The sequence below is a fragment of the Agathobaculum faecis genome, from assembly GCF_014287995.1.
Classification (GTDB): domain Bacteria; phylum Bacillota; class Clostridia; order Oscillospirales; family Butyricicoccaceae; genus Agathobaculum; species Agathobaculum ammoniilyticum.
In genome coordinates this window covers 1-19,766 of sequence record NZ_JACOPL010000004.1, presented here as the reverse complement: position 1 = coordinate 19,766, position 19,766 = coordinate 1, and the positions used below count along the sequence as shown (strand labels likewise).

24 protein-coding genes, 2 tRNA genes and 1 riboswitch are annotated in these 19,766 nt (G+C 56.2%); of the genes, 14 read left to right on the top strand and 12 right to left on the bottom strand.

The window, feature by feature from the left end:
- Window positions 1–146 precede the first annotated feature (146 nt).
- The 4 genes from H8S45_RS15995 (at window position 147) to H8S45_RS05080 (ending at window position 4,103) form a co-directional block, all read left to right on the top strand.
- Window positions 147–377, top strand: coding sequence for a FeoA family protein (locus tag H8S45_RS15995; RefSeq protein ID WP_199855173.1), 231 nt, complete (start codon window positions 147–149; stop codon window positions 375–377).
- Window positions 374–2,401: a ferrous iron transport protein B gene (gene feoB / locus H8S45_RS05090; protein WP_207724453.1), complete on the top strand. Its 2,028-nt coding sequence runs from the start codon at window positions 374–376 to the stop codon at window positions 2,399–2,401. The genes H8S45_RS15995 and feoB overlap by 4 nt, the downstream gene beginning before the upstream one ends.
- Window positions 2,402–2,496: 95 nt before the next feature.
- Entirely contained in the window at window positions 2,497–3,303 is an 807-nt protein-coding gene (locus H8S45_RS05085) for a Cof-type HAD-IIB family hydrolase (RefSeq protein WP_054326273.1), read from the top strand.
- Between the two features lie 26 nt (window positions 3,304–3,329).
- A riboswitch (THF riboswitch) is annotated at window positions 3,330–3,434 on the top strand.
- 69 nt (window positions 3,435–3,503) lie between these two features.
- On the top strand, window positions 3,504–4,103 hold the full coding sequence (locus H8S45_RS05080; protein WP_159068027.1) for a folate family ECF transporter S component: 600 nt from the start codon (window positions 3,504–3,506) through the stop codon (window positions 4,101–4,103).
- Window positions 4,104–4,146: 43 nt separating this feature from the next.
- Here H8S45_RS05080 and H8S45_RS05075 read toward each other — a convergent pair whose 3' ends face one another.
- From H8S45_RS05075 to H8S45_RS05060, 4 genes are read right to left on the bottom strand one after another with little or no spacing between them, the layout of a single operon-like run.
- Window positions 4,147–5,520 (bottom strand): MATE family efflux transporter, encoded by a 1,374-nt coding sequence (locus tag H8S45_RS05075; RefSeq protein ID WP_243182393.1) that lies wholly within the window; start codon window positions 5,518–5,520, stop codon window positions 4,147–4,149.
- Window positions 5,521–5,532: 12 nt separating this feature from the next.
- Window positions 5,533–6,018, bottom strand: a complete 486-nt coding sequence (locus H8S45_RS05070) for a DNA-deoxyinosine glycosylase (RefSeq protein WP_054326275.1) — start codon at window positions 6,016–6,018, stop codon at window positions 5,533–5,535.
- The gene (locus H8S45_RS05065; RefSeq protein WP_054326276.1) at window positions 6,015–7,064 is read right to left on the bottom strand and encodes an A/G-specific adenine glycosylase; all 1,050 of its coding nucleotides are present in this window, start codon (window positions 7,062–7,064) and stop codon (window positions 6,015–6,017) included. Before H8S45_RS05065 ends, H8S45_RS05070 begins: the two co-directional genes overlap by 4 nt.
- A complete protein-coding gene (locus tag H8S45_RS05060; RefSeq protein ID WP_054326277.1) occupies window positions 7,061–7,489 on the bottom strand; it encodes a PaaI family thioesterase in 429 nt (142 codons plus the stop codon). Before H8S45_RS05060 ends, H8S45_RS05065 begins: the two co-directional genes overlap by 4 nt.
- Window positions 7,490–7,831: 342 nt before the next feature.
- Between H8S45_RS05060 and H8S45_RS05055 the strand changes: the two genes are divergently transcribed.
- The 3 genes from H8S45_RS05055 to H8S45_RS05045 all read left to right on the top strand — a co-directional run bounded on the left by H8S45_RS05055 (window position 7,832) and on the right by H8S45_RS05045 (window position 8,781).
- Window positions 7,832–8,506, top strand: a complete 675-nt coding sequence (locus tag H8S45_RS05055) for a helix-turn-helix domain-containing protein (protein WP_054326278.1) — start codon at window positions 7,832–7,834, stop codon at window positions 8,504–8,506.
- Between the two features lie 85 nt (window positions 8,507–8,591).
- A tRNA-Thr gene (locus tag H8S45_RS05050) sits at window positions 8,592–8,667 on the top strand.
- Window positions 8,668–8,696: 29 nt separating this feature from the next.
- Window positions 8,697–8,781 (top strand) — tRNA-Tyr (locus tag H8S45_RS05045).
- Window positions 8,782–9,241: 460 nt separating this feature from the next.
- On the opposite strand, the gene H8S45_RS05040 is transcribed toward H8S45_RS05045, so the two are convergent.
- From H8S45_RS05040 to H8S45_RS15990, 4 genes are read right to left on the bottom strand one after another with little or no spacing between them, the layout of a single operon-like run.
- Complete coding sequence (locus tag H8S45_RS05040; protein WP_186949745.1) at window positions 9,242–9,451, bottom strand: Fpg/Nei family DNA glycosylase; 210 nt, start codon at window positions 9,449–9,451, stop codon at window positions 9,242–9,244.
- Complete coding sequence (locus H8S45_RS05035; RefSeq protein ID WP_186949743.1) at window positions 9,451–9,936, bottom strand: DNA-formamidopyrimidine glycosylase family protein; 486 nt, start codon at window positions 9,934–9,936, stop codon at window positions 9,451–9,453. The genes H8S45_RS05040 and H8S45_RS05035 overlap by 1 nt, the downstream gene beginning before the upstream one ends.
- Window positions 9,914–10,096, bottom strand: coding sequence for a hypothetical protein (locus H8S45_RS05030; RefSeq protein ID WP_207724452.1), 183 nt, complete (start codon window positions 10,094–10,096; stop codon window positions 9,914–9,916). Before H8S45_RS05030 ends, H8S45_RS05035 begins: the two co-directional genes overlap by 23 nt.
- 36 nt (window positions 10,097–10,132) lie before the next feature.
- Window positions 10,133–10,270 (bottom strand): hypothetical protein, encoded by a 138-nt coding sequence (locus tag H8S45_RS15990; protein ID WP_207724451.1) that lies wholly within the window; start codon window positions 10,268–10,270, stop codon window positions 10,133–10,135.
- Between the two features lie 618 nt (window positions 10,271–10,888).
- Here H8S45_RS15990 and H8S45_RS05025 point away from each other — a divergent pair.
- Complete coding sequence (locus H8S45_RS05025) at window positions 10,889–11,401, top strand: hypothetical protein (RefSeq protein WP_054328431.1); 513 nt, start codon at window positions 10,889–10,891, stop codon at window positions 11,399–11,401.
- A gap of 247 nt (window positions 11,402–11,648) precedes the next feature.
- On the opposite strand, the gene H8S45_RS05020 is transcribed toward H8S45_RS05025, so the two are convergent.
- Window positions 11,649–12,365, bottom strand: coding sequence for an alpha-amylase family glycosyl hydrolase (locus tag H8S45_RS05020; protein ID WP_456236941.1), 717 nt, complete (start codon window positions 12,363–12,365; stop codon window positions 11,649–11,651).
- 108 nt (window positions 12,366–12,473) lie between these two features.
- A complete protein-coding gene (locus H8S45_RS05015) occupies window positions 12,474–12,689 on the bottom strand; it encodes an alpha-amylase family glycosyl hydrolase (protein ID WP_186949741.1) in 216 nt (71 codons plus the stop codon).
- Window positions 12,690–12,791: 102 nt separating this feature from the next.
- Here H8S45_RS05015 and H8S45_RS16735 point away from each other — a divergent pair, with 102 nt between their 5' ends.
- From H8S45_RS16735 to bioA, 6 genes are all read left to right on the top strand, one after another.
- The gene (locus tag H8S45_RS16735; RefSeq protein WP_307718884.1) at window positions 12,792–13,052 is read left to right on the top strand and encodes a UTRA domain-containing protein; all 261 of its coding nucleotides are present in this window, start codon (window positions 12,792–12,794) and stop codon (window positions 13,050–13,052) included.
- Window positions 13,053–13,463: 411 nt separating this feature from the next.
- Entirely contained in the window at window positions 13,464–13,739 is a 276-nt protein-coding gene (locus H8S45_RS05005) for a hypothetical protein (RefSeq protein ID WP_054328429.1), read from the top strand.
- Window positions 13,740–14,024: 285 nt separating this feature from the next.
- Window positions 14,025–14,573, top strand: a complete 549-nt coding sequence (locus tag H8S45_RS05000; RefSeq protein ID WP_054328428.1) for a biotin transporter BioY — start codon at window positions 14,025–14,027, stop codon at window positions 14,571–14,573.
- Between the two features lie 7 nt (window positions 14,574–14,580).
- Complete coding sequence (gene bioB / locus H8S45_RS04995) at window positions 14,581–15,552, top strand: biotin synthase BioB (protein ID WP_054328434.1); 972 nt, start codon at window positions 14,581–14,583, stop codon at window positions 15,550–15,552.
- Window positions 15,545–16,228 carry a dethiobiotin synthase gene (bioD, locus tag H8S45_RS04990; protein WP_054328427.1) on the top strand — a complete coding sequence of 228 codons (684 nt, stop codon included), beginning with the start codon at window positions 15,545–15,547 and terminating at the stop codon, window positions 16,226–16,228. Before bioB ends, bioD begins: the two co-directional genes overlap by 8 nt.
- A gap of 17 nt (window positions 16,229–16,245) precedes the next feature.
- Window positions 16,246–17,448 carry an adenosylmethionine--8-amino-7-oxononanoate transaminase gene (gene bioA / locus H8S45_RS04985; RefSeq protein WP_054328426.1) on the top strand — a complete coding sequence of 401 codons (1,203 nt, stop codon included), beginning with the start codon at window positions 16,246–16,248 and terminating at the stop codon, window positions 17,446–17,448.
- Between the two features lie 31 nt (window positions 17,449–17,479).
- On the opposite strand, the gene H8S45_RS04980 is transcribed toward bioA, so the two are convergent.
- Together H8S45_RS04980 and H8S45_RS04975 are read right to left on the bottom strand one after the other, a co-directional pair.
- The gene (locus tag H8S45_RS04980) at window positions 17,480–18,007 is read right to left on the bottom strand and encodes a hypothetical protein (RefSeq protein WP_147573818.1); all 528 of its coding nucleotides are present in this window, start codon (window positions 18,005–18,007) and stop codon (window positions 17,480–17,482) included.
- Window positions 18,008–18,211: 204 nt separating this feature from the next.
- Window positions 18,212–19,606: a sodium-dependent transporter gene (locus H8S45_RS04975; RefSeq protein WP_147573817.1), complete on the bottom strand. Its 1,395-nt coding sequence runs from the start codon at window positions 19,604–19,606 to the stop codon at window positions 18,212–18,214.
- Between the last annotated feature and the right edge of the window lie 160 nt (window positions 19,607–19,766).

The window sequence follows — 19,766 nt, the reverse complement described above, 5'->3', positions numbered from 1 at the left end:
AAACGCGGCGTACCGGACAACTGAAAAGCAAAGGGAAGGGCTTCCGCTGTAGGGCGGAAGCCCTTCTGCCGCATTGACAAGCGGAAACGGACATTTTATAATAATAAGGTATGCAGCCGAAGACTTGGCCGCAGCAGGGGGATAAAATGAAGACACTCAACCATTTAAAAACCGGCGAGAGCGGCGTGGTGGACTATATCACGGCGGATGGCGCGCTCAAGCGCCATTTTCTTGATATGGGCATTACGAAAGGCGTGGTCGTGACTATGGAGCGGATTGCGCCCTTTGGCGATCCGGTCGCCGTGCGCCTGAGGGGATACAGCCTGTCGCTTCGGCGCGAAGAAGCGAAAAAGATTGTGCTGGAGGCGGGCGGATGAACGGGGATAAAAAAACCATTGCGATTATTGGCAATCCGAACAGCGGCAAGACGACGCTCTTCAACCGACTGACCGGCTCCAACCAGCATGTCGGGAACTGGCCCGGCGTGACGGTCGACCGCAAGACCGGTCATATCTGCCACGACGGGGCGGGCATTGACATCGTGGACCTGCCGGGTATCTATTCGCTTTCGCCCTATACACAGGAGGAAATTATCGCGCGCGAGTTCGTGCTGTCGGACGAGCTGGACGGCATCCTTAATATCGTGGATGCGGCCAATATTGAGCGCAACCTGTATCTGACGCTGCAACTTGTTGCGCTGGGGCTGCCGATGGTGGTCGCCCTCGGCTTTATGGATGACGTGCGCGCGCAGGGCATCGAGATCGACTGCGAGGAGATGAGCGCGCGGCTGGGCGTGCCGGTCGTGCCGATATCGGCCAAAAAGGGCGAGAATATGCATGATCTTCTGGACGCGCTGGCGCACGGGATGCGCGCGCCGGCACAGCAGCCGGCCTATCTGCATGGCGTGGGGGCGGCGATCCGACGCGCGTCCGGCCTGCTGCGGCCGCTTCCACTGCGCGCGTGCAGCCTACCGTTTTACGCGGCCAAGCTGCTCGAGGGCGATAAGGCGATGTGGGAGCAGATGGACCGGCGCGGCATGCCGCAGAAGATACGGGAGGAACTGAACACGATCGCGGCAGGCATGCAGAGCCACGCCAACCAGACGGATAAGGAAATGGTGCTGGCGGACGCGTTGTACGACTATATTGAGGAGCTGGTGCGCGCCAGCTACCGAAGGCCGGCGGTGCATAAGGCGACCGTGACCGAGCGCATCGACCGGATCGTGCTGCACCGTGTCTGGGCGCTGCCGATTTTCGCGTTTTTCATGTTTCTGATGTTCTGGTGTACGTTTGGCCCGTTCGGGTCCTGGCTGGGCGACGGGATGGAATACCTGATTCAGGAGGTACTCTCGCCTGCCATACGCGGACTGCTGACAACAGCGCAGGCCGCGCCGTGGATGATCGGGCTGGTGTGCGACGGTGTGATCGGCGGCGTGGGCGGCGTGCTGAGCTTTTTGCCGCAGATCGTGATTCTATTTTTCTTCCTCTCTGTTCTGGAGGACACCGGCTACTTGGCGCGCGTGGCGTTTATCATGGATACGCTGCTGCGGCGCATCGGACTGTCCGGCAAGTCGTTCGTACCCATGCTGATGGGCTTTGGCTGCACCACGCCCGCGGTCATGGCGGCACGCACGATGGAAAATGACGACGACCGCCGCATGACCATCATGCTCACCCCGTTTATGTCGTGCGGTGCCAAGCTGCCGGTTTATGCGCTTGTCGCGGGCGCGTTGTTTGGGGAGACCCAGGGGCTGATCGTGATCAGTCTGTATGTGCTGGGTATCCTGGTGGGGATCGCCGCGGGCTTCATTCTCAAAAAAACGGTGTTCAAGGGCGTATCCTCGGGCTTTGTGCTGGAACTGCCGACCTACCGTATGCCGAGCTTCAAGGGTACAGTACTCAACATGTGGCAGAAGGCGAAGGATTTCATCACCCGCGCTGGCACGGTCATCTTTTTGATGAGCGTGGTCATCTGGCTGCTGCAGAACTTTACGCCGACGCTTGCGGTCGCGCAGGACGCGGGGGAAAGCATCCTCGGTGTGTTTGGAACGGCGATCGCGCCGGTGTTTGGCCCGCTGGGCTTTGGGAACTGGCAGGAATCGGTGGCGCTGCTGACCGGTCTGGTCGCCAAGGAGGCGGTAGTTTCCACAATGAGCGTGCTGTACGGCGCGGGCGGGGACAGTGCGGTGCTGTCCGGCCTGCTCGGTTCGGTGTTCACCCCGCTTACGGGCTATTCGTTCCTGGTATTTACGCTGCTGTACATGCCCTGCATGTCCGCGTTTGCCACGATCAAGCGCGAGATGGGCGGCTGGAGATGGGCGTTCGGCGCCGCCGCGTTCCAGACGGGGCTGGCGTATTTGGCCGCGTTGGCGGTGTACCAAATCGGCAGCCTGCTGCTATAAGGACGGAAAATAGGGGCTGCGCTGTTCAAAGCGCGGCCCCTGTGTTATACTGGAAAGGAAATCTGTCGGTATGGAGAAAGAGGAGGAGACCTGTCATGTCTATCAAGCTGATTGCCGCAGACCTGGACGGAACGTTGCTGACAAGCGAGCGGAAGCTTTCGCCCGACCTGTTCCCCCTGATTGGGGAGCTACGCGGGCGCGGCATCCGGTTTGCTCCAGCGTCGGGACGGCAGTATTACAACCTGCGCGAGCTGTTCGCGCCGATCGCGGACGAACTGCTGTATATCAGTGAAAACGGCGCGATGGTCTGCGACGGGGCGGAGCTCCTCTCGTTCGAGGCCATGCCGCCGGACGAGGTCGTCCGAGCGGTGGTGGCGGCCCGATCGATTCCCAAAACCCACGCGATCCTGGCCTGTCGGGAGGGAGGCTATTATGAGAATCGGACAGATACCGTGTTTCTGGAAAACATGTCGTATTACTATGCGCGCCGGCACTATACGGACGACCTGCTTGCGGTCGCGCGCAGCCAGCCTGTGTGCAAGGTAGCGCTGTTCTGCTCGCGCAGCGCGGAGCGGGTGCTGATGCCGGCGTTCCGGCCGTTTGCGCAGACCAGCCAAGTCGCGCTTTCCGGCGAGGATTGGATTGACCTGATGCGCCCGGGAATGAACAAGGGACTTGCGGTCCGGATAATCTGCGGCCGCTTGGGCATCGCGCCGGACGAGTGCATGGCGTTCGGAGACTACCTAAATGACCTGGAACTGCTGCAGGCGGTCGGAGAGTCCTACGCCATGGCGAACGGACACGAAGCCCTTCGGTCTGCGGCAAAGCATATCTGCCCCTCTAACGATGACGACGGGGTCTGCCGCACGATCCGGCGGACACTTGGTATTGACAAGACGTAAAAGCGTGATACAATAGAACAGGAAAAAGCAGAGTAGGTCACAATGCGTTAAGTGCCGCTGAGACGGGGAGTTGTTCAGCGGACGAAAGGGACGAAAATCCCCCTGCGGTATTGTGGCCGCATCCCGCTGCTGCAACTGTTTAGGCATCTCCTAAATCGCTGTGGCAACAGATGAATTTTTTACAGGAGGTGTCTTTTTCTATGCAAAAAAAACAGAATATTTTCGTCCAGTCTCTCCGAGAGCTGAAAAGTACGCGCTGCCTGGCGCTTACCGCGCTGTTGATCGCGGTCAACATCACACTGGATCTGCTCGGACTGACCATCAAGCTGCCGCCGAACCTGCGCATCGGTTTTGGCTTCCTGTGCAACGCGGCGATCGGCATGCTGTTCGGACCGGCGGTCGCTATGATGGCGGGCATAGGTACCGATGTGTTGGGTTATTTTGCCGGTAACCTGACGATGGGCGCATATTTCCCGGGCTTTACCGTTACCGCGATCATGGGCGGCTTATTCTGGGGGGTGTGGCTGTATCCCCGCCGGCTGACAGTCGGCCGCGCAATCGGAGCCAAGGTGTGCATCAACCTGTTCTGTAATATCGGCCTGAACTCCCTCTGGCTTTCCATGACAGGCGGCGAAGCGATGAATGTCCTGCTCGCGCTCCGTATCCCCAAAAACCTGCTGGTGCTGCCGCTGGAGGTCGTGTTGCTTTACTTCGGCATGAAAATGGTCCTGAAGATTTACATGGCGCTGCCGGGTACTGCAGGCGATGCGTGTGCGGTCAAAGCGGATACGACAAGATAAAAAGCACACCCCGAACCGGAAAGGGTTCGGGGTGTTTTTCTGTTTATAGGCTGCCGTTCTGCGCCGCCTGCCGAAGGCCGGGGGCAAAGGTCAGCCATTTGGTGCCGCGGAAACGCGTTGTAAAGCAGATTGCGCGGCAGATCCAGTCCGCGACCATGGCGATCCAGATGCCGATCGCGCCGAGGCCGAACTGCACGGCAAGGATGTAGCCGCCGCCCAGACGCAGCAACATCATGGAGGCGATCGCGCAGAACATGGGATAGCGCACATCGTTGGCCGCGCGCAGCGCATTGGTCAGGGTAAAGGAGATCGGCCAGAACAGGATAGCGGAGCCGTTATGGATGAGAATCAGGATGCGGGCGAGGGAGAGCGCTTCGGGAGAGAGGCTGTAGATCCGCAGGACGAGCGGGCTGAACAGCATGCACAGCAGGCAGGTGCTGCCCAAAATAAGATATGTGATCTTGACCAGCTTTTTCGCCATGCGGCGTGCCTGCTCCGCGTCCCCAGCGCCGATGCATTGGCCGACGACCGTGATCATGGCGAGATTGATCGCTTGGCCGGGGATGATTCCGATCGAATCCAGATTGTTTGCGACCGCGTTTGCGGCGATCTGCGTTGTTCCGAACAGTGCAATAATGCTGACAACCAGCACGCGCCCCAACTGGAACAGGCTGTTTTCCAGGCCGTTAGGGACGCCGATCTGCAGGATGCGGCGGATCAGCCGGTTATCCGGCCGGAATGCCGTGCCGCGCCGCAGGGACACGGTGTGCGCGGGATTGAACAGCAGGATGGTAATAACTACCGCTGCGACAATGCGCGCGAACATCGAGGCGAGCGCCGCGCCCGCGACGCCTGTGTGAAAGCCGTAGATCATTGTTGCGTTGCCAACTATATTGACAATATTAATCAGCCCCGCGATCATCATGGAAACATTGGAATTGCCCTGCGCGCGGAACAGCGCCGCGCCGGCATTATAGATCGCTAGGACCGGATAGGAGAATATGCTGATGGTCAGATAGGTCAGCGCGCTTTGCATAACGTCCGGTTCGGTCGAGCCGAACAGCAGGCGGAGCAGCGGCTCGCGCAGGAGCATGACGATCGTGGCGATGCCGATCGAGATCAGCGTGACGACGAAATAAAGCTGCTTGGCCGCGTCGCATGCGCGTTCGCGCTCCTTGGAGCCGAGCAGCTGCGCCACCACGACCGCGCCGCCTGTTGCCAGGGCGGCAAAGATATTGATAATCAGCACGTTGAGCATATCGACCAGGGAAACGCCGGAAACAGCGGCCTCCCCAACCGAGGATACCATAATGGTGTCGGCCAGGCCGATGGTGATGGACAGGATTTGCTCCAATATCAGCGGCCAGATGAGTTTTTTCAGCGCTTTTGCTGAGAACAGATCCTTTTTCGTTTGCAATACGCCCTCTTTCTATAAAATGACGCGGTATGCTTCAATCAGGCGCTCCAACGACCACGCGGCGTTGGCCGGACTGGTGGAGGGGAGCTGTGTGATCGGCACATGGGTCTGCGGTTCGATAAGCTTGCGGTACAGCTCCGCAGATTTGCCGCCGGTGGCGAAAATACGCTCTATTTTGCTTTCCCGCAGCAGGCGGCCGATGTCGTTCGGCACGGCGTTTTTGATGCTGGTATCTGACGCGCCGGCGATATCGCATCGGGCGATAGTATCCCACAGAGCGATATGGTGGCGCAGGCACATGGCGCGTTTTTCTTCGATGGTCTGCGGAGGCTGCTCGCCTAATACGGCGGAAAGCACGCGCCAAAAGCGGTTTTGCGGATGGCCGTAAAAGAAACGGAGTTCGCGTGATTTGGGGCTGGGAATTGAGCCGAGCAACAGCACGCGGGATTCACTGTCATATAGCGGCGGGAAATTGTGGACAACGGTCTGGGTTTTCATAGTTCCTCCTCGATCACGTTGAGAAAGGCGCGAAATGCGCTGGGCAGCGCGTATGTGGCGCGCAGCGCTGGAGGGCTGACAAAGGTAAGCGGTTCCGGCTGGTTATCCAGCTCGATGTAATAGCCGTTCATATGCCACTCCACATGGGTGAAAATATGCCTGGCAGGACGGAGGGAAAGCATCCGGCGGAGCTGCCAGCCGAGTCCGGCAAGCGCGCTCCGCGTTTCCTCGGGCGAAAGATGCCCGTCGAGCGAGGGAAGCTCCCACAGGCCGGCAAGCAGGCCGGCGGAGGGGCGCTGCCGCAGGCCGACGAGCGTGCCGCAGCGCACGAGCAGTACGGTGCGGTTTTCGATGCGCCGCGCCTTTTTAGCGGCACGTAGCGGCAGGGAGGACGCATTTTTGTGGTGATAGCCCAAGCACAAGTGCTGCAGCGGACAGTCCCCGCAGCGCGGCGCGCCGTTGGGCAGGCATATGGTTGCGCCAAGCTCCATCAGCGCCTGATTGAGATCGCCCGGCCGATCCGCGGGCATCCATGCGGCAAAGCGTTCGCGCGTCTGCTTTTTATACCTGGCATCCGTGATCGGTGTGAAATCGTTATCCAGCCGCGCGGCAACGCGCAGCACGTTTCCATCCACCGCGGGAACGGGAATCCCATAGGCGATCGACGCGATCGCGCCGGCCGTGTATTCGCCGATGCCGGGAAGCGAAAGCAGCTTGTCATAATCCGCGGGAAGCTGGCCGCCGTATTCCTGGCAGAGTACGACAGCGGCGCGGTGCAGGTTGCGCACCCGATTGTAGTAGCCGAGCCCTTCCCACAGCTTCATGTAAACGGACTCCTCCGCTTCCGCCAGCGCGCGGATGTCCGGCAGCGCATCCATCCAGCCGTCGAAGTATCTACGCACAGCCTCAACGCGCGTCTGCTGAAGCATGATTTCGCTGATCCATACACGGTAAGGCGTGGGCAACGTGCGCCACGGCAGGTCGCGGTGTCCTTGGTCATACCAGCCGAGCAGCGGAGGAACAAGCGCGGGGGAAAGACCGTTCAACTTGTCTTGTCTCCCAGCGTTTCCCCAGTATAGAACATGGTGAAAACGGCGTCCGCGATATGGCGCCGCGCTTCGTCATGCACCTCTACCATATAGACGGCCGTCTTGCTGCCGCGCTTACGCTCATAGGCGACCGCGGTAAGCGTCGTACCCGCATGCCCAGGCCGGTAATAATGGATATTGCTGTCCAGCGTAACGGCGACGATACCGTGCGAAGCGGCGGCTGAGCCTGCGGCGATGTCGCAGAGCGTGAAAATCGTGCCGCCGTGCGCCATGCCGAGCGGATTGAGCAGCTCGTCGGTCAGGTCAAGCTCCACCGTCGCGCCGCCGTCCTCATCGAGGGTGATGACGCGCATATGCATCAGCTTGTTCAGGCCGTTTGCTTCCTGACGTAGTTTCAGGATTCTTTCGATTTCAGTTTTCATAAGCAAGGCTCCTTTGCATGGACATGGTGCGGCAATGCGCAGGCAGCCGCACCATGGAAGAATTGTTGAATTACTTTTATTATAATAGACCGCGAGGGATGCAGTCAAGCAAAGCGGCGGTGGATTCCATTACGAAAATAAAAAAGAATTGTTAAGGGAATGGAAAAACAACGGCATACAAGATGTAGTTATCACGGCACGATAGTGCAACAAAATAACGTGAAAATGATAAAAACAGGACGAAATGAAAGCTGAAAAGGACGAAAAAGGTTTTTTCGGTGCTTTACAAACGCTAATACAGCGAGTATAATAACAATAGTTTTATGATGGGGTAACAGAGATATGGCCAGTGATTTCTCTCGCACGCTCGCGCTTTTGCGGCGGGAAAAGAAAATAAGCCAGCGTACTGCTGCCGCCGACTTGGGGGTATCGCAGGCATTGCTCAGCCATTATGAAAATGGCCTGCGCGAACCGGGGCTGTCTTTTGTGGTACGCGCGGCGGATTACTATGGCGTATCCTGTGATTACCTGTTGGGGCGCTCGATGGCAAGAGACGGTTCGGCCGTGCCTGCCGGCAGGATGGATGGCAGGGAGGATGCTGAACAGGAAAAGAACCGTGTTGTGGAAGCGGCGGCGCTGCTGCTGGACTTGGCCGGCCAGACCGGAAGCGTGCAGCTCCCGCGCGAAGTGGAAGCGTACCTGTCGGTTGCCGTTTATAAGGCATACCGATATATCTATATGGCCGATCCGGCGGGCGTAGAGGCTGTGTTCCGCGCGTCGCGGGAGCAATTTGAGTACCTGTGCGATGCGCGCCTGAAGCAGCATGAGTTGCGCATCCGCACAGCAGCGCAGGGGGCGGCGGGCTTCGGCCTTTCGGCAGAGGAACTGCATCGTTTTCCGATGTCGCCCAACGAGATCAGCAAACGCTATCCGGAGCAGGCAGGGGCTTTCTTGACGATTTTGCAGCAGGTATCGGATTCAATTGAAGCGCTTGGAAAAAATGTGAGTATAAAATAAGAAAATTGAAAAAAACTGTTGACAGGTGGCAGTGGATTGTGATAATATAAATAACGTCGCTAAGACAGACAAAACCTGCGAAAACGCTGGTGTAGCTCAGTTGGTAGAGCAGCTGATTTGTAATCAGCAGGTCGGGGGTTCAAGTCCGTCCACCAGCTCCACCCTTTTAAGGCGGCATGCAATCGAATATGGGAGGTTTCCCGAGTGGCCAAAGGGAACAGACTGTAAATCTGTCGTCTATGACTTCGGTGGTTCGAATCCACCACCTCCCACCAGTTATGAAAAAGCACTCCAAGCGGAGTGCTTTTTGCATTAATATATCATTTTATTTAGTCTCCCGCTTAAATGCGTGAGCGGCAAAGCGTTGCCAGGTACGGAAGGCTGTAATCAGATAAGGCGGAGCGGGGACACAGGACAGCCCTCGGGCAATTCTGCTTTCCCAGAATTGCCCGAGGGTCATATGCAGGGAACGTGCCTACGATCCGACCCACCAGCTCGGACAGTTCCCTAGAAGTCAGGGTGCGGTTGAACTCAATGACCGCGGGCCTCTCGGCGTTATCCCTAACAATTTGCTGAAAAAGAGAATCGATCGTATCCATCTTGCTGTTCCTCCATTGTGCTAATGCTGACAGGCTGGACACTTCGCCCGCCGAGTACGACGCGGCGCAGCGGCGTCCCGCAGATGGGGCAAGGCTAGCCCTAATGCCTGTAGACCTGCAAAAACGGTGTGTTGCGTTAGGCCTGCCCCTTGGTTTCATGTATTCCTCGGGCGTGGTCGCGTTTTTTTTCGATAAAGTAGGCGAGCCCTTCCTGGATGGCGGTCGACAGCCGCGCCCACTCCCCGCCGGTCAGGCTGCTTGCAGCGCGCACGGATGCGATGCGCGCCGCGAATAGGATCTCGTCCGCATAGATATTGACGATGCCGGCGATGACTGCCTGGTTCATCAGGCATTCCCTGACGGTCTTTTCCGCCTTCCCAGGAGGGCGCGCAGGTATTTTGCGAAAACGTCCGCGTCGAACGGCTCCTTGCCCAGCTTTGCGATGCCGCTGTAAGTATCGGCTTCCCCGTCTTGGAGCAGCCAGAAACGTCCGAACCGACGCGTATCCGAAAAGTGTGGCTCCCTGCCGCTGCTGAACGCTAGGATCAGGTGGGTGTGCTTCTCTTCCGGCATTTCGGCAGGGGGCAACAGGCAGCCGGTCAGCCGCAGGTGAAGAATTGCGCAGCCGCCGAGCGTCAGCCGGAAACGCAGGAATTTTTCCCAGCGCTCCAAACCGGATACCGTCTGTCCGGCCAGTTTCCGGCAGAATGCCTCCGTGGCGGGGGGTGCGACCACCACCTGCCGTCGTATCTGGACGCGCTCGATCGTCAGCTCTTGTATCTGGGGCGCTATGACCCGCTTGATGGTTTTAACCTCCAACAGTTCCGGCATGGCGGCTCCCGTCCTTTCTGGCAGAGCGCTTGATCTGCTCGTGATAGAAATGGTTGACGACGACCGGCGGCGCGTCGAACGGCCACTGCATGCTGTCGTCGTTGGTCATATAGTCCAGCCCGAGCGAGGCGGCGTCGGCTTTGAGTTCTTGGTCCAGCATGCGCCAATAGCCGCGGTTTCCCTGTACATAAATTTCCTAATACAGCGGCAGCAGGTGAGGGTGTTTTTCACGGATATAATCCAATATTATCGTCTTGTAGTCGCCCCGCAGGTTGAGGTTTTCTAGCCAGATCAGGTTGCACTGCCCCTTGACCCGCCGGATGATGGCCGGCATATCGGTGATGCCCGGGAAAATAGGCGAGATAAAGCAGGTGGTGCGCCTCCAGCGCTATGAAAGGCTTGCATCGCGGCCAGCCGCTGTTCGATGGAGACCGCACCGTCCATGTCCTGCTGAAAGCACTCGTCCAGGGTGTTGATGAACCAGCGGGTGCAGAATGATATCGACCGGTTCCATCTGGTGCAGGACGTGCTGATGCGCCTGCCGCAGTTGGGTAATCGGGGGGACGCACCTTTGGAAGGAGATGGAGAAGCGCCTGATCGAGCACAAGCGATATATTACCCAGTACGGCGTCGATATGCCCAAAGTGAGAGGGTGGGTGTGGAGCGGCACAGAAAAATAACAGTGCCTTTGCGCCATAAAGCCCGTGAAACTGTTAACGGTTTCGCGGGCTTTTGATATAGGGAGAAGGGCGCAGGCGATACCCGTCCAGCCTGCAGCCAATACGGCGCTGCCTTGCCGCATCAAACAATATTCCCCGCCAGCACGATCGGACAGGAAATGCGCAGGGAGGGTGATACAATGATAATCCGCGGTTCAGGGCGGGGAAGCCATGCTGACAGGGCAGCTCCCGCATAGGCGGCAAATAATGTGAGAAATGGGGAGGCGCCATACATGAAAGCAACGATATTTGCGCAGAGGGAACAGGTGGAGAACGCGGAAACGGGGAGAAGAGAACTGCCGGCTGCGCGGGAGGTACAACTCATAACAGGGGAAACGGTCGTCCTGTATGCGCTCGACACCGGTGAGATGCCGCTTGCCGACACCAATCAGATTACCTCGGTCCGCGCAGGGCTGGTGCTGAACAGTACGGCGGTCCGCTTGGGCGAGCACGGCACGGTGCGCGAACTGGCGGAGAGCGAGCTGTACCACTGGACGGATGCGAACGAATTTGACCGGTTTCAATACACACGGCCAGTGAGGATCAATAACCGGCGGTACGCCGTTCATCTGCGGTTTGAAAATACAAAGGTAGGGATGGAGCAGGTGGTTGTTTATACGGATACCGGAGCGGGGACAGCCCGTGTAGACCGGTTGTGGCGCGCCATTCCGGATATTCGTATCGATCAGGGATCGAGCATGCTGGAAATGACCGCCGCCTATCTGCTTTCGGAGGAAACTATGTAAAAAGGCTGCGGCGGACCACTTTTTTCGTGTCTGCCGCAGCCTTTTTATAGGAAAATATTTGCTGACAGGGAAAGAAACCGCAGGCCTTTTCGCACGGAAATCCCTGTTCGGCGTCGTCCAGCGTGGATTATTCCACGCGGTAGAACACCAGGGACTCGTATGGCTGCAGGTGCAGATGCTTCTGTACCGCAGCGTCTTCATAGTTGAAAGGCAGACAGCGGAAGCCGGTCAGGTCGACCGGACAGTCCTACTCGGTTTCCCTGCGGTAAAAGTTGTTGACCACGACCAGCGTTTCGCCGGCAGTACGGCGGGTGTAGGCGAGTATAGACGGATGCCCGCTGTCAAGCGGTGCAAAGTCGCCGTTGGCGGTCACATCATACTGCTTACGGAGCGCGATCAGCTTCTGGTAGTGGGCGACGAACACAGAATCGGGATCGTCTATCTGGCTGGCAGCATTGATCGCCGTATGGTTGGGATTCATTTCGATCCACGGCACGGCGGCGGAGAAGTCGCCAGTTTTGCTGCCATCCCATTGCATAGGAGTGCGGCTGTTATTGCGCGATTGTACGCGGAGGATATCATAGGCGCTGTCCTCATGCAGTCCACAGCCGCGCAGGATGTGGAAATGGTTGATGCTTTCCACGTCGCGGTATTGGTCGAGCGAGGAAAAGCCCAGGGGGGTCATGCCGGTCTCCTCGCCCTGATAGATATAGGGCGTGCCGTGCAGACAGTGGATAACCGTACCCAGCATCTTGGCCGACAGTTTCCAATATTCGCCCTTGTCGCCAAAGCGGGATACCACGCGCGGCTGGTCGTGGTTGCACCAGAAAACCGCGTTCCAGGCGTTGTGCTCGCTCATGCCAGTCTGCCACGAAAACAGGATATCCTTGAGCTTTTGAAAATCAAATGGCACAAGCCACCATTGCTTACATAATCCACCTTCTTGAGGTGATGGAACGAGAATACCATGCTCAACTCGCCGGTATCCGCCCCCGCATATTGGTAGCAGTTCTGCATCAAAGCGGAAGCCCTTGTTGAGGTCAGCCTGCGTGAGGTCAAACAGGTGCAGGTATCATTTGCCCTTTTCCGGAAGATACTTCCAGGCGTTGCCACCGAATTTGCTTTCCCAGTTGTTTGGCGGCGTGCCGTCGGGACCGCCTTCGCGCCAGATATAATAATCCTCGTAATTAGGATCGCCGGAAAGCGCTTTCCGAAACCATTTATGTGGTTGAACCCCATAAGGAGAAGATCGAATCTGGCCAGTATCCGCCGCAGGAACTGCTGCCATCCGAGCATACGCTGATCGCTGGGCTGCCCGCGCAACACGCTGCGACGTGCGGTCGGCGAGTTGGCGCGGGCCGGTTATGTGCGGACTATGCGGGGAAAAGGTGTGCGCAATATTTTTGAACCCGCGCGGCAGGCCACATTTACCCTTGGTACGATCGAAACCTTTGCCGAATCGGCCGCGCGCAATCACTGGAAAGGAACGAGCGGGGTGCTGCGCTTTTCAGAGGTGGCGACCAATCCGGCGCTGGCGGAAAAGACCGGCTTTTCGGAGGGGACAAGGCTGTATTCTATCCAGCGTCTGCACTATCTGAACGGACGGCCGTTGATCCTGAACCGCAGCTCCTTCCGGCAGGATGTGGCATGAAACCTGACACAGGAGGTTGCTTCCGGCTCGATTTACCGTTATCTGGAACAGGAGCTGCATGTTTCGATCGTCAATAGCAAACGGGTGGTAACGGTGGAAAAGGCGACGCCACTTGACTAGGAGTATCTGAATTTGGGGGACTGCAACGGTCTTGCGGTTGTCATCAGCCAAACCTATAACGGCGATGGCGTCATGTTTGAATATACCCGGTCCCGCCATCACCCGCAGTATTTCCGCTTTCAGGACAACGCTGTGCGTAAGACGGGGAGTGCGTCCTGACGAAAGACGCGCGGAGCGGGTTGGGAAAAACGCTTCAACGAACGGTGCCTGACCGGCGTCTAACTATATGAAAGGAGGACACAGGATATGAGGCTGCTGAAAAAGAAATCAAATGTCGACGAAGAATAATTCATGGAGTTGATTGATGCGCGGAAAGACTCGTTTTACTGCGTGGCCTATAGCTATACCAGAAACCGAGAGGATGCGCTCGACGTCGTCTCGGAGAGTGTGTGTAAGGCATATACGCATCTGCACCGGCTGGAGGATGTTGATGCGTTCTATCCGCAGTGTCCAACACGGCGCTATCTTTGCGGCGGAAACGGAAAAAATCATGTATTGCTCGAGTATATATCCGAAACCGCCGCGGAGCCGGAACCTGTAGCGGATATCATTGCGCTGCTCAACTAGTCGACCGATATCCAGCCAGTACAGGCGTTTTTGGAGGAGCATTTTACCGCCGCTGATGAAGAGGTGCGGGAGCGCTTCTGACCGGCCTGACCGGATGGCTGGCTACCGAATTAGAAAACGTTGCCTAAACAATAATTATTGTAAACCTAAAAATAAAATAGGTTGACGGTGGGGTGTGGGTATGTTATACTGATTCTCGATTAAAAGGCAGGAAATGCATCCACGGGAAAAAGGCGCTTGCGGAAAATATGCGATAGATCGGAAGCGTACCATAGGAGAGAAAGAATGAGAACGGCAAAAACGAAAAACTTGATTCTTTGCGGTTTGTTTACCTCGCTGATCGTTGTAGGGGCGTTTATTCGGATTCCCATTCCAGTGGTGCCGTTTACGCTGCAGCTTTTATTTACCATGCTGGCAGGGCTGCTGCTGGGAGGAAAATGGGGCGCTGCTTCGGTCTGCATCTACATTGTGCTTGGGCTTATGGGGCTGCCGGTATTTGCGGAAGGTGGCGGCTTGGCCTATGTGCTGAAACCGAGCTTTGGCTATATTATCGGGTTTGCCATCGCATCCTATGTCACGGGACGCATCGCAAACAAAGCCGCCAATCCGGGATATAAGCGGTTGCTTACCGCTAACTTTATCGGGCTTGGAATCGTGTACCTATTCGGAATGGTATATTATTATCTGATAAGCAATTTCTATTTGGGCACTCCAATCGGTTTGTGGCCCTTGTTCCTGTACTGTTTTATTCTGGTCGTGCCTGGTGATATTGTGCTGTGCATTCTCGGCGCCATCCTGGGAAAACGGCTGATCCCTATCATGAATCGGATGTGATGTGATGATGAAAGCTTTACAGCAGTTGACGGAAAAAGTTCTAAGCGGCGAACCGATCACAAAGGTGGAAGCGATGTGCCTTTACCAGCAGCCACTGGACGAACTGTGTAAAAGCGCGGATGCTATCCGGCGACATTTTTGCGGCAACCGGTTTGATATCTGCACGATTATCAACGGGAAGAGCGGGCGCTGCTCGGAAAATTGCAGGTTTTGCGCGCAGTCCGCGCATAACCATACCGGCGCCGCACAGTACCCTTTGCTGCCAGAAGAGGAGATCATTGCGCAGGCAAAGCGCAATCAGGAACGGGGAGTACTCCGTTATTCCATCGTCACATCGGGCAAACGGCTGTCTGATGGGGAGGTGGAGCAGATGTGCTGGGTTGTGCAAGAAATAAAAAGGACGGTTGGCATTTCGGTCTGCGTATCCTTTGGCCTGCTGGACAAGAGGCAATTCCGCAAGCTGAAGGAGGCGGGCGTAACGAGAGTACACAACAATCTGGAAACCTCCCGCAGGAATTTTCCGCATATTTGCACGACGCATACCTTTGACGACAAGGTGCAGGCGATCCACGCGGCGCAGGCGGCAGGGCTTTCGGTATGCAGCGGGGGGATCATGGGGCTTGGCGAAAGAGCTGAAGACCGGATCGACATGGCGATAGAGCTGCGCAGGCTGCAGATCAAAAGCGTTCCGGTCAATATGCTCAACCCCATTCCCGGTACACCGATGGAAAATAACCCTCGATTGACCGTGGAGGATATGCGGCGGATCGTTGCAGTATACCGTTTTATTCTGCCGGACGCTTCGATCCGGCTGGCAGGCGGCAGGGGGCAGCTGCCGGATAAGGGCAGGAGCTGCTTTACCTCCGGCGCTAACGCGGCGATTTCCGGCGATATGCTGACAACTGCCGGCATTACCACGCAAACCGATATGGAGCTGCTGAAAGGTCTGGGATACGAGGTGGGCCTTTGCAATGAGTAAAAAAATATTTATTACAGGCACGGGAACCGATGTTGGTAAGACCTATGTAACGGGTCTGATCATCAAAAAGCTTTGGGGAAATAAAAGGAACGCCGCCTATTACAAGGCGGCGATGAGCGGGAATGACCGCAGGGCGGACGGCAGTCTGCTTGCGGGCGACGCCCTACATGTAAAGGCGGTTTCCGGTATTGCGCAGCCGATAAGCGAGATGTGTCCCTATCTCTATGAAACAGCGGTTTCTCCGCATCTGGCGGCCCGCATGGAGGGCAATCCAGTGGAGCTGAAGCGGGTGCTCCATGATTTTGATAAAGTGTGCGGCCGTCATGAATATGTTACGGCGGAGGGTTCAGGCGGCATTGTCTGCCCGCTCCGCTTCGACGGACAGGAACTGCTGTTGGAAGATTTCATCAAGGCGAGGAAGCTGAGCAGCCTGATAGTGACGGATGCGGGGCTGGGTACGATCAATGCCGTGGTGCTGACCACGGAATATATGAAGGCGCATCAGCTTCCGGTCAAAGGGATCATTTTTAACCACTTCGATCCGGAGAGTATGATGCATCAGGATAATCGATCGATGTGTGAATACATGACAGGGTTAAAGGTGCTGGCCTGCGTAAAAAACGGGGACACGGATTTGGATATCCCACTGGAAACGCTGGAATCCTTATATGAATAAAACAGGAAGGGAATAAAATGATCTGGTATCCATATCAACAGATGAAAACCATGAAGCCGCCTTACCAGATTGTAGATGCGGAAGGGGTTTACCTTTATACAGAAAACCGGAAGCTGATCGACTCCGTATCTTCCTGGTGGAGCGTTATCCATGGGTATAAGCATCCGGAGATTAACCAGGCGATCACGGAGCAGTTGGGGAAATTTGCTCACGTCATGCTGGGAGGGCTGACCCATGAACCGGCGCAGAAGCTGTCTGACAAGATGCAGGAATGGCTCCCAGGCGATCTGGACTGCTGCTTCTTTTCGGATTCCGGCAGTGTCGCTGTGGAGGTCGCGCTGAAGATCGCCCTGCAGTATTACGTCAATCGGGACGAAACGCAGCGGACCATGGTGCTGGCACTGGAACACGCCTATCACGGGGACACGTTCAAGGCCATGGAGGTAGGCGACGACGAGGATTATCATTTTGTTTTGAAGGCCTATGGGAAAAGAGAAAAGGTCATCCATATCCCGACGGAAATCAAAGCGCTGGAAAAAGCCTTTGCGGCGTACCATGAGCGCCTGAACTGCTTTATTGTCGAACCACTGCTGCAGGGGGCGGGCGGCATGCGGATGTATGATATATCTTTCCTGAAGCGCGCCAGGGAGCTTTGCGACCGCTATGGCGTACTCCTGATTTTTGATGAGGTCGCTACGGGCTTCGGCCGTACCGGAAACCGTTTTGTTGCGGATCTGGTCCTGCCGGATATCCTTGTGCTTGGAAAAGCGTTGACCGGCGGATATATCGGTCATGCCGTCACGGTTACAAGCCACAGGGTATACGAAGGCTTTTATGACGACGATCCCGCCCATGCCTTGATGCACGGGCCGACCTTTATGGGGAATGCTTTGGCCTGCAGTGTAGCGCTGAAATCCATTGAGCTGTTTGAAAAACAGGATTATATGTCCAAAATACATAGGATAGAGGCGATCACACGCAGGGAAATGAGAGGCTTTTCCGATCCGCGGATCAAGGAGATCCGCATTATGGGTGCCTGCGTGTGTGTTGAGGTATACGATCCCCAGACGATTGCGGGATACCAACAGTTTGCCTTTGAGCGGGGCGTGTTCAGCCGGCCTTTCCTGAATTATATGTATGCGATGGTACCTTATGTGATTACGGAGGAAGCGCTTGTCAGGGTTTTGGATACCATGAAAGCATGGTTTGCCGAGGGATGAAACAAAACGGGAGGAACGGCGATCGGCGTTCTCAATGCCTATGAGCGGACGTGCAACTGCAATAGAGCGACCCGAACAGGAGACTGTTAATGAAACGGGTAAAAAGGGCATGATTGGCAGATCGGGGCCGCTGTTGTTTATGATCCCTCCGAAAGCTGCTTTTGGAAAGAATGTATTCCAGCACAAAAACAAATTCGCCCATATCTGCCTGCGCGACAGGCTTTTGCCGTTTCCCATGAGAAAAATCTTGCCGGAGACGGTTTTTTTTGCTTTCTGGCATATTGCAGCAGCTTGCGGCACAGTTTAGCAGGCAGCAGGGTGGTGCGTATCTTCCCCTTGAGGGGGATTCCCGCGCGGCTTCGACAGTGATATACCATGCTTCGGAAACGCGGATGCCGGTGGCGTAGATGGCTTCCAAGAGCAGGGAGAGACGTTCTCGGCCCTGGGCGCGGGCGGCGTCCAGCAGGTATTTTTCGAACGTGCCGGTACCGCGCTCCTCCGCGCGTAAATAGCGGATGTAGCCCGTGATCAGCTTTTCTGCTAATTGGTATTGTTTCATTCTGATTTCCCCCCGTCTGCAAAAGTAGTGCTTTTATTGTTCTTTGCAGACATGTACTTATCCGAAAAAGCCGGGGCAGATACGATACCTTTTCATATCGGACATGCCATGCTCCGGTGGATAATACAGCAGAGGCTCACAGCATGATTTGCTGTGAGCCTCCGCTGTTTGAAAGGGAAAATCGGGGGGATAACCGACGAGGGATCAGCCGATGCCGCCCCATGCAATGCCCAAAACAAAGCAGAGGACACATAATGGGACGAACACATATTTACCAAACGGGATAAACCACTTCATGACCGGTTTTTCCGAGCCAAGCTGTGCTGCAGCGATCGCCGTATCTTTCTTCATGATCCAGAAGAACATGATGCCAGCGGTCACTGCACCAAGCGGGAGGATGTAGATCGAAACCATATCCATCCACTGAGAAGTCCAGGGCTGGATCATCAACGCGATAGCCAGGGAGACAGCATGTACAATCACCGTCGGGACCCAGCGTTTCAGTTTGAACTGATCCTGCAGGAAGTTGATCGGCACCTCGAGCAGGTTGATGACCGACGAAACGCCTGCGAACAGGATCGCCACATAAAAGAAGATAACGATCAGTCTTGCGACGCCGCCCATGCTGTTAAATACAGGCAGCACGGAGACGAACATCAGACCGGGGCCGCCGTCGCCGAGATCGCCGCCAGCGGAAGCCATAGCGGGGATAATGACGAACATTGCCAGCAGCGCCGCGGAGGTGTCCATGATCGCGCAGATGATAGCGGACTGGCGGATCTTGACATTATCGCCCAGATAAGAGCCGTATACGACCGAGCCGGAGCCTGCAACGGACAGCGAGAAGAAGCACTGCCCAAATGCGTAAACCCATACTTCCGGACTCTTGAGCCCTTCCGGATTCAGCGTGAAGATATACTTGTAGCCTTCCGAGGTACCCGGAGTGAAGATCATCAGGACTGCCAGTGCGATAAACAGCACATACAGTGCCGGAATCATGATCTTACAGGATTTTTCGATGCCGCCCGCAACGCCCATGACCATGATCAGCAGGGAAACGATTACGCCGACGATGATCCACAGGTTATTTGCGCCGCCGGTAGCGAAGGTCATCTTGATCGCTTCGCCAAGGCTATCTGCTTCCGGAGCAACTGCGCCGAACGCGCCGCCGATAGCGCCCATATCCTGCCCCATCGCGGTGAGCTCGCCAGTGATCGCCATTTTGGTCCAGTAGAACACCCAGCCCATAATGACCGCGTAGCCGGTAGCCAGGCAGAAAGCGCCGATAATCGGAACTGCGCCCAGCCATTCGCCGACCGATTTTGATTTGCCGCCGTTTTCCATAGCCTTACCGAACGCGCCGGACGGGCCGCTTTTCGCCCAGCGGCCAAACGAAAATTCTTCCATCATACCGGACTGGCAGATGATAAATGCAAATATGAAATAAGGGATCAGGAACGTTAATCCCCCGTACTTGGACACCAGCATCGGGAAGCGCCATACGTTTGCCATACCGACGCAGGAACCAACAGCGGCCATGATAAAGCCCCACTGGGACCGAAAGCCATCCTGATTTTGAAGCTTGCCGTTATTCTCCATTCTTTACACCCCTTCATGACATGAGCCAAACATGAACCGGTAAGGCCGCGGAAACTATTCAGTTATCCGCGGCCCGATTCATCACACTTGCCCTGCGCGCTTTCCACGCGGCGCAGGTTACGCCCAGATTTTCATACGGATGAGCTTACTTCTCTTCGTT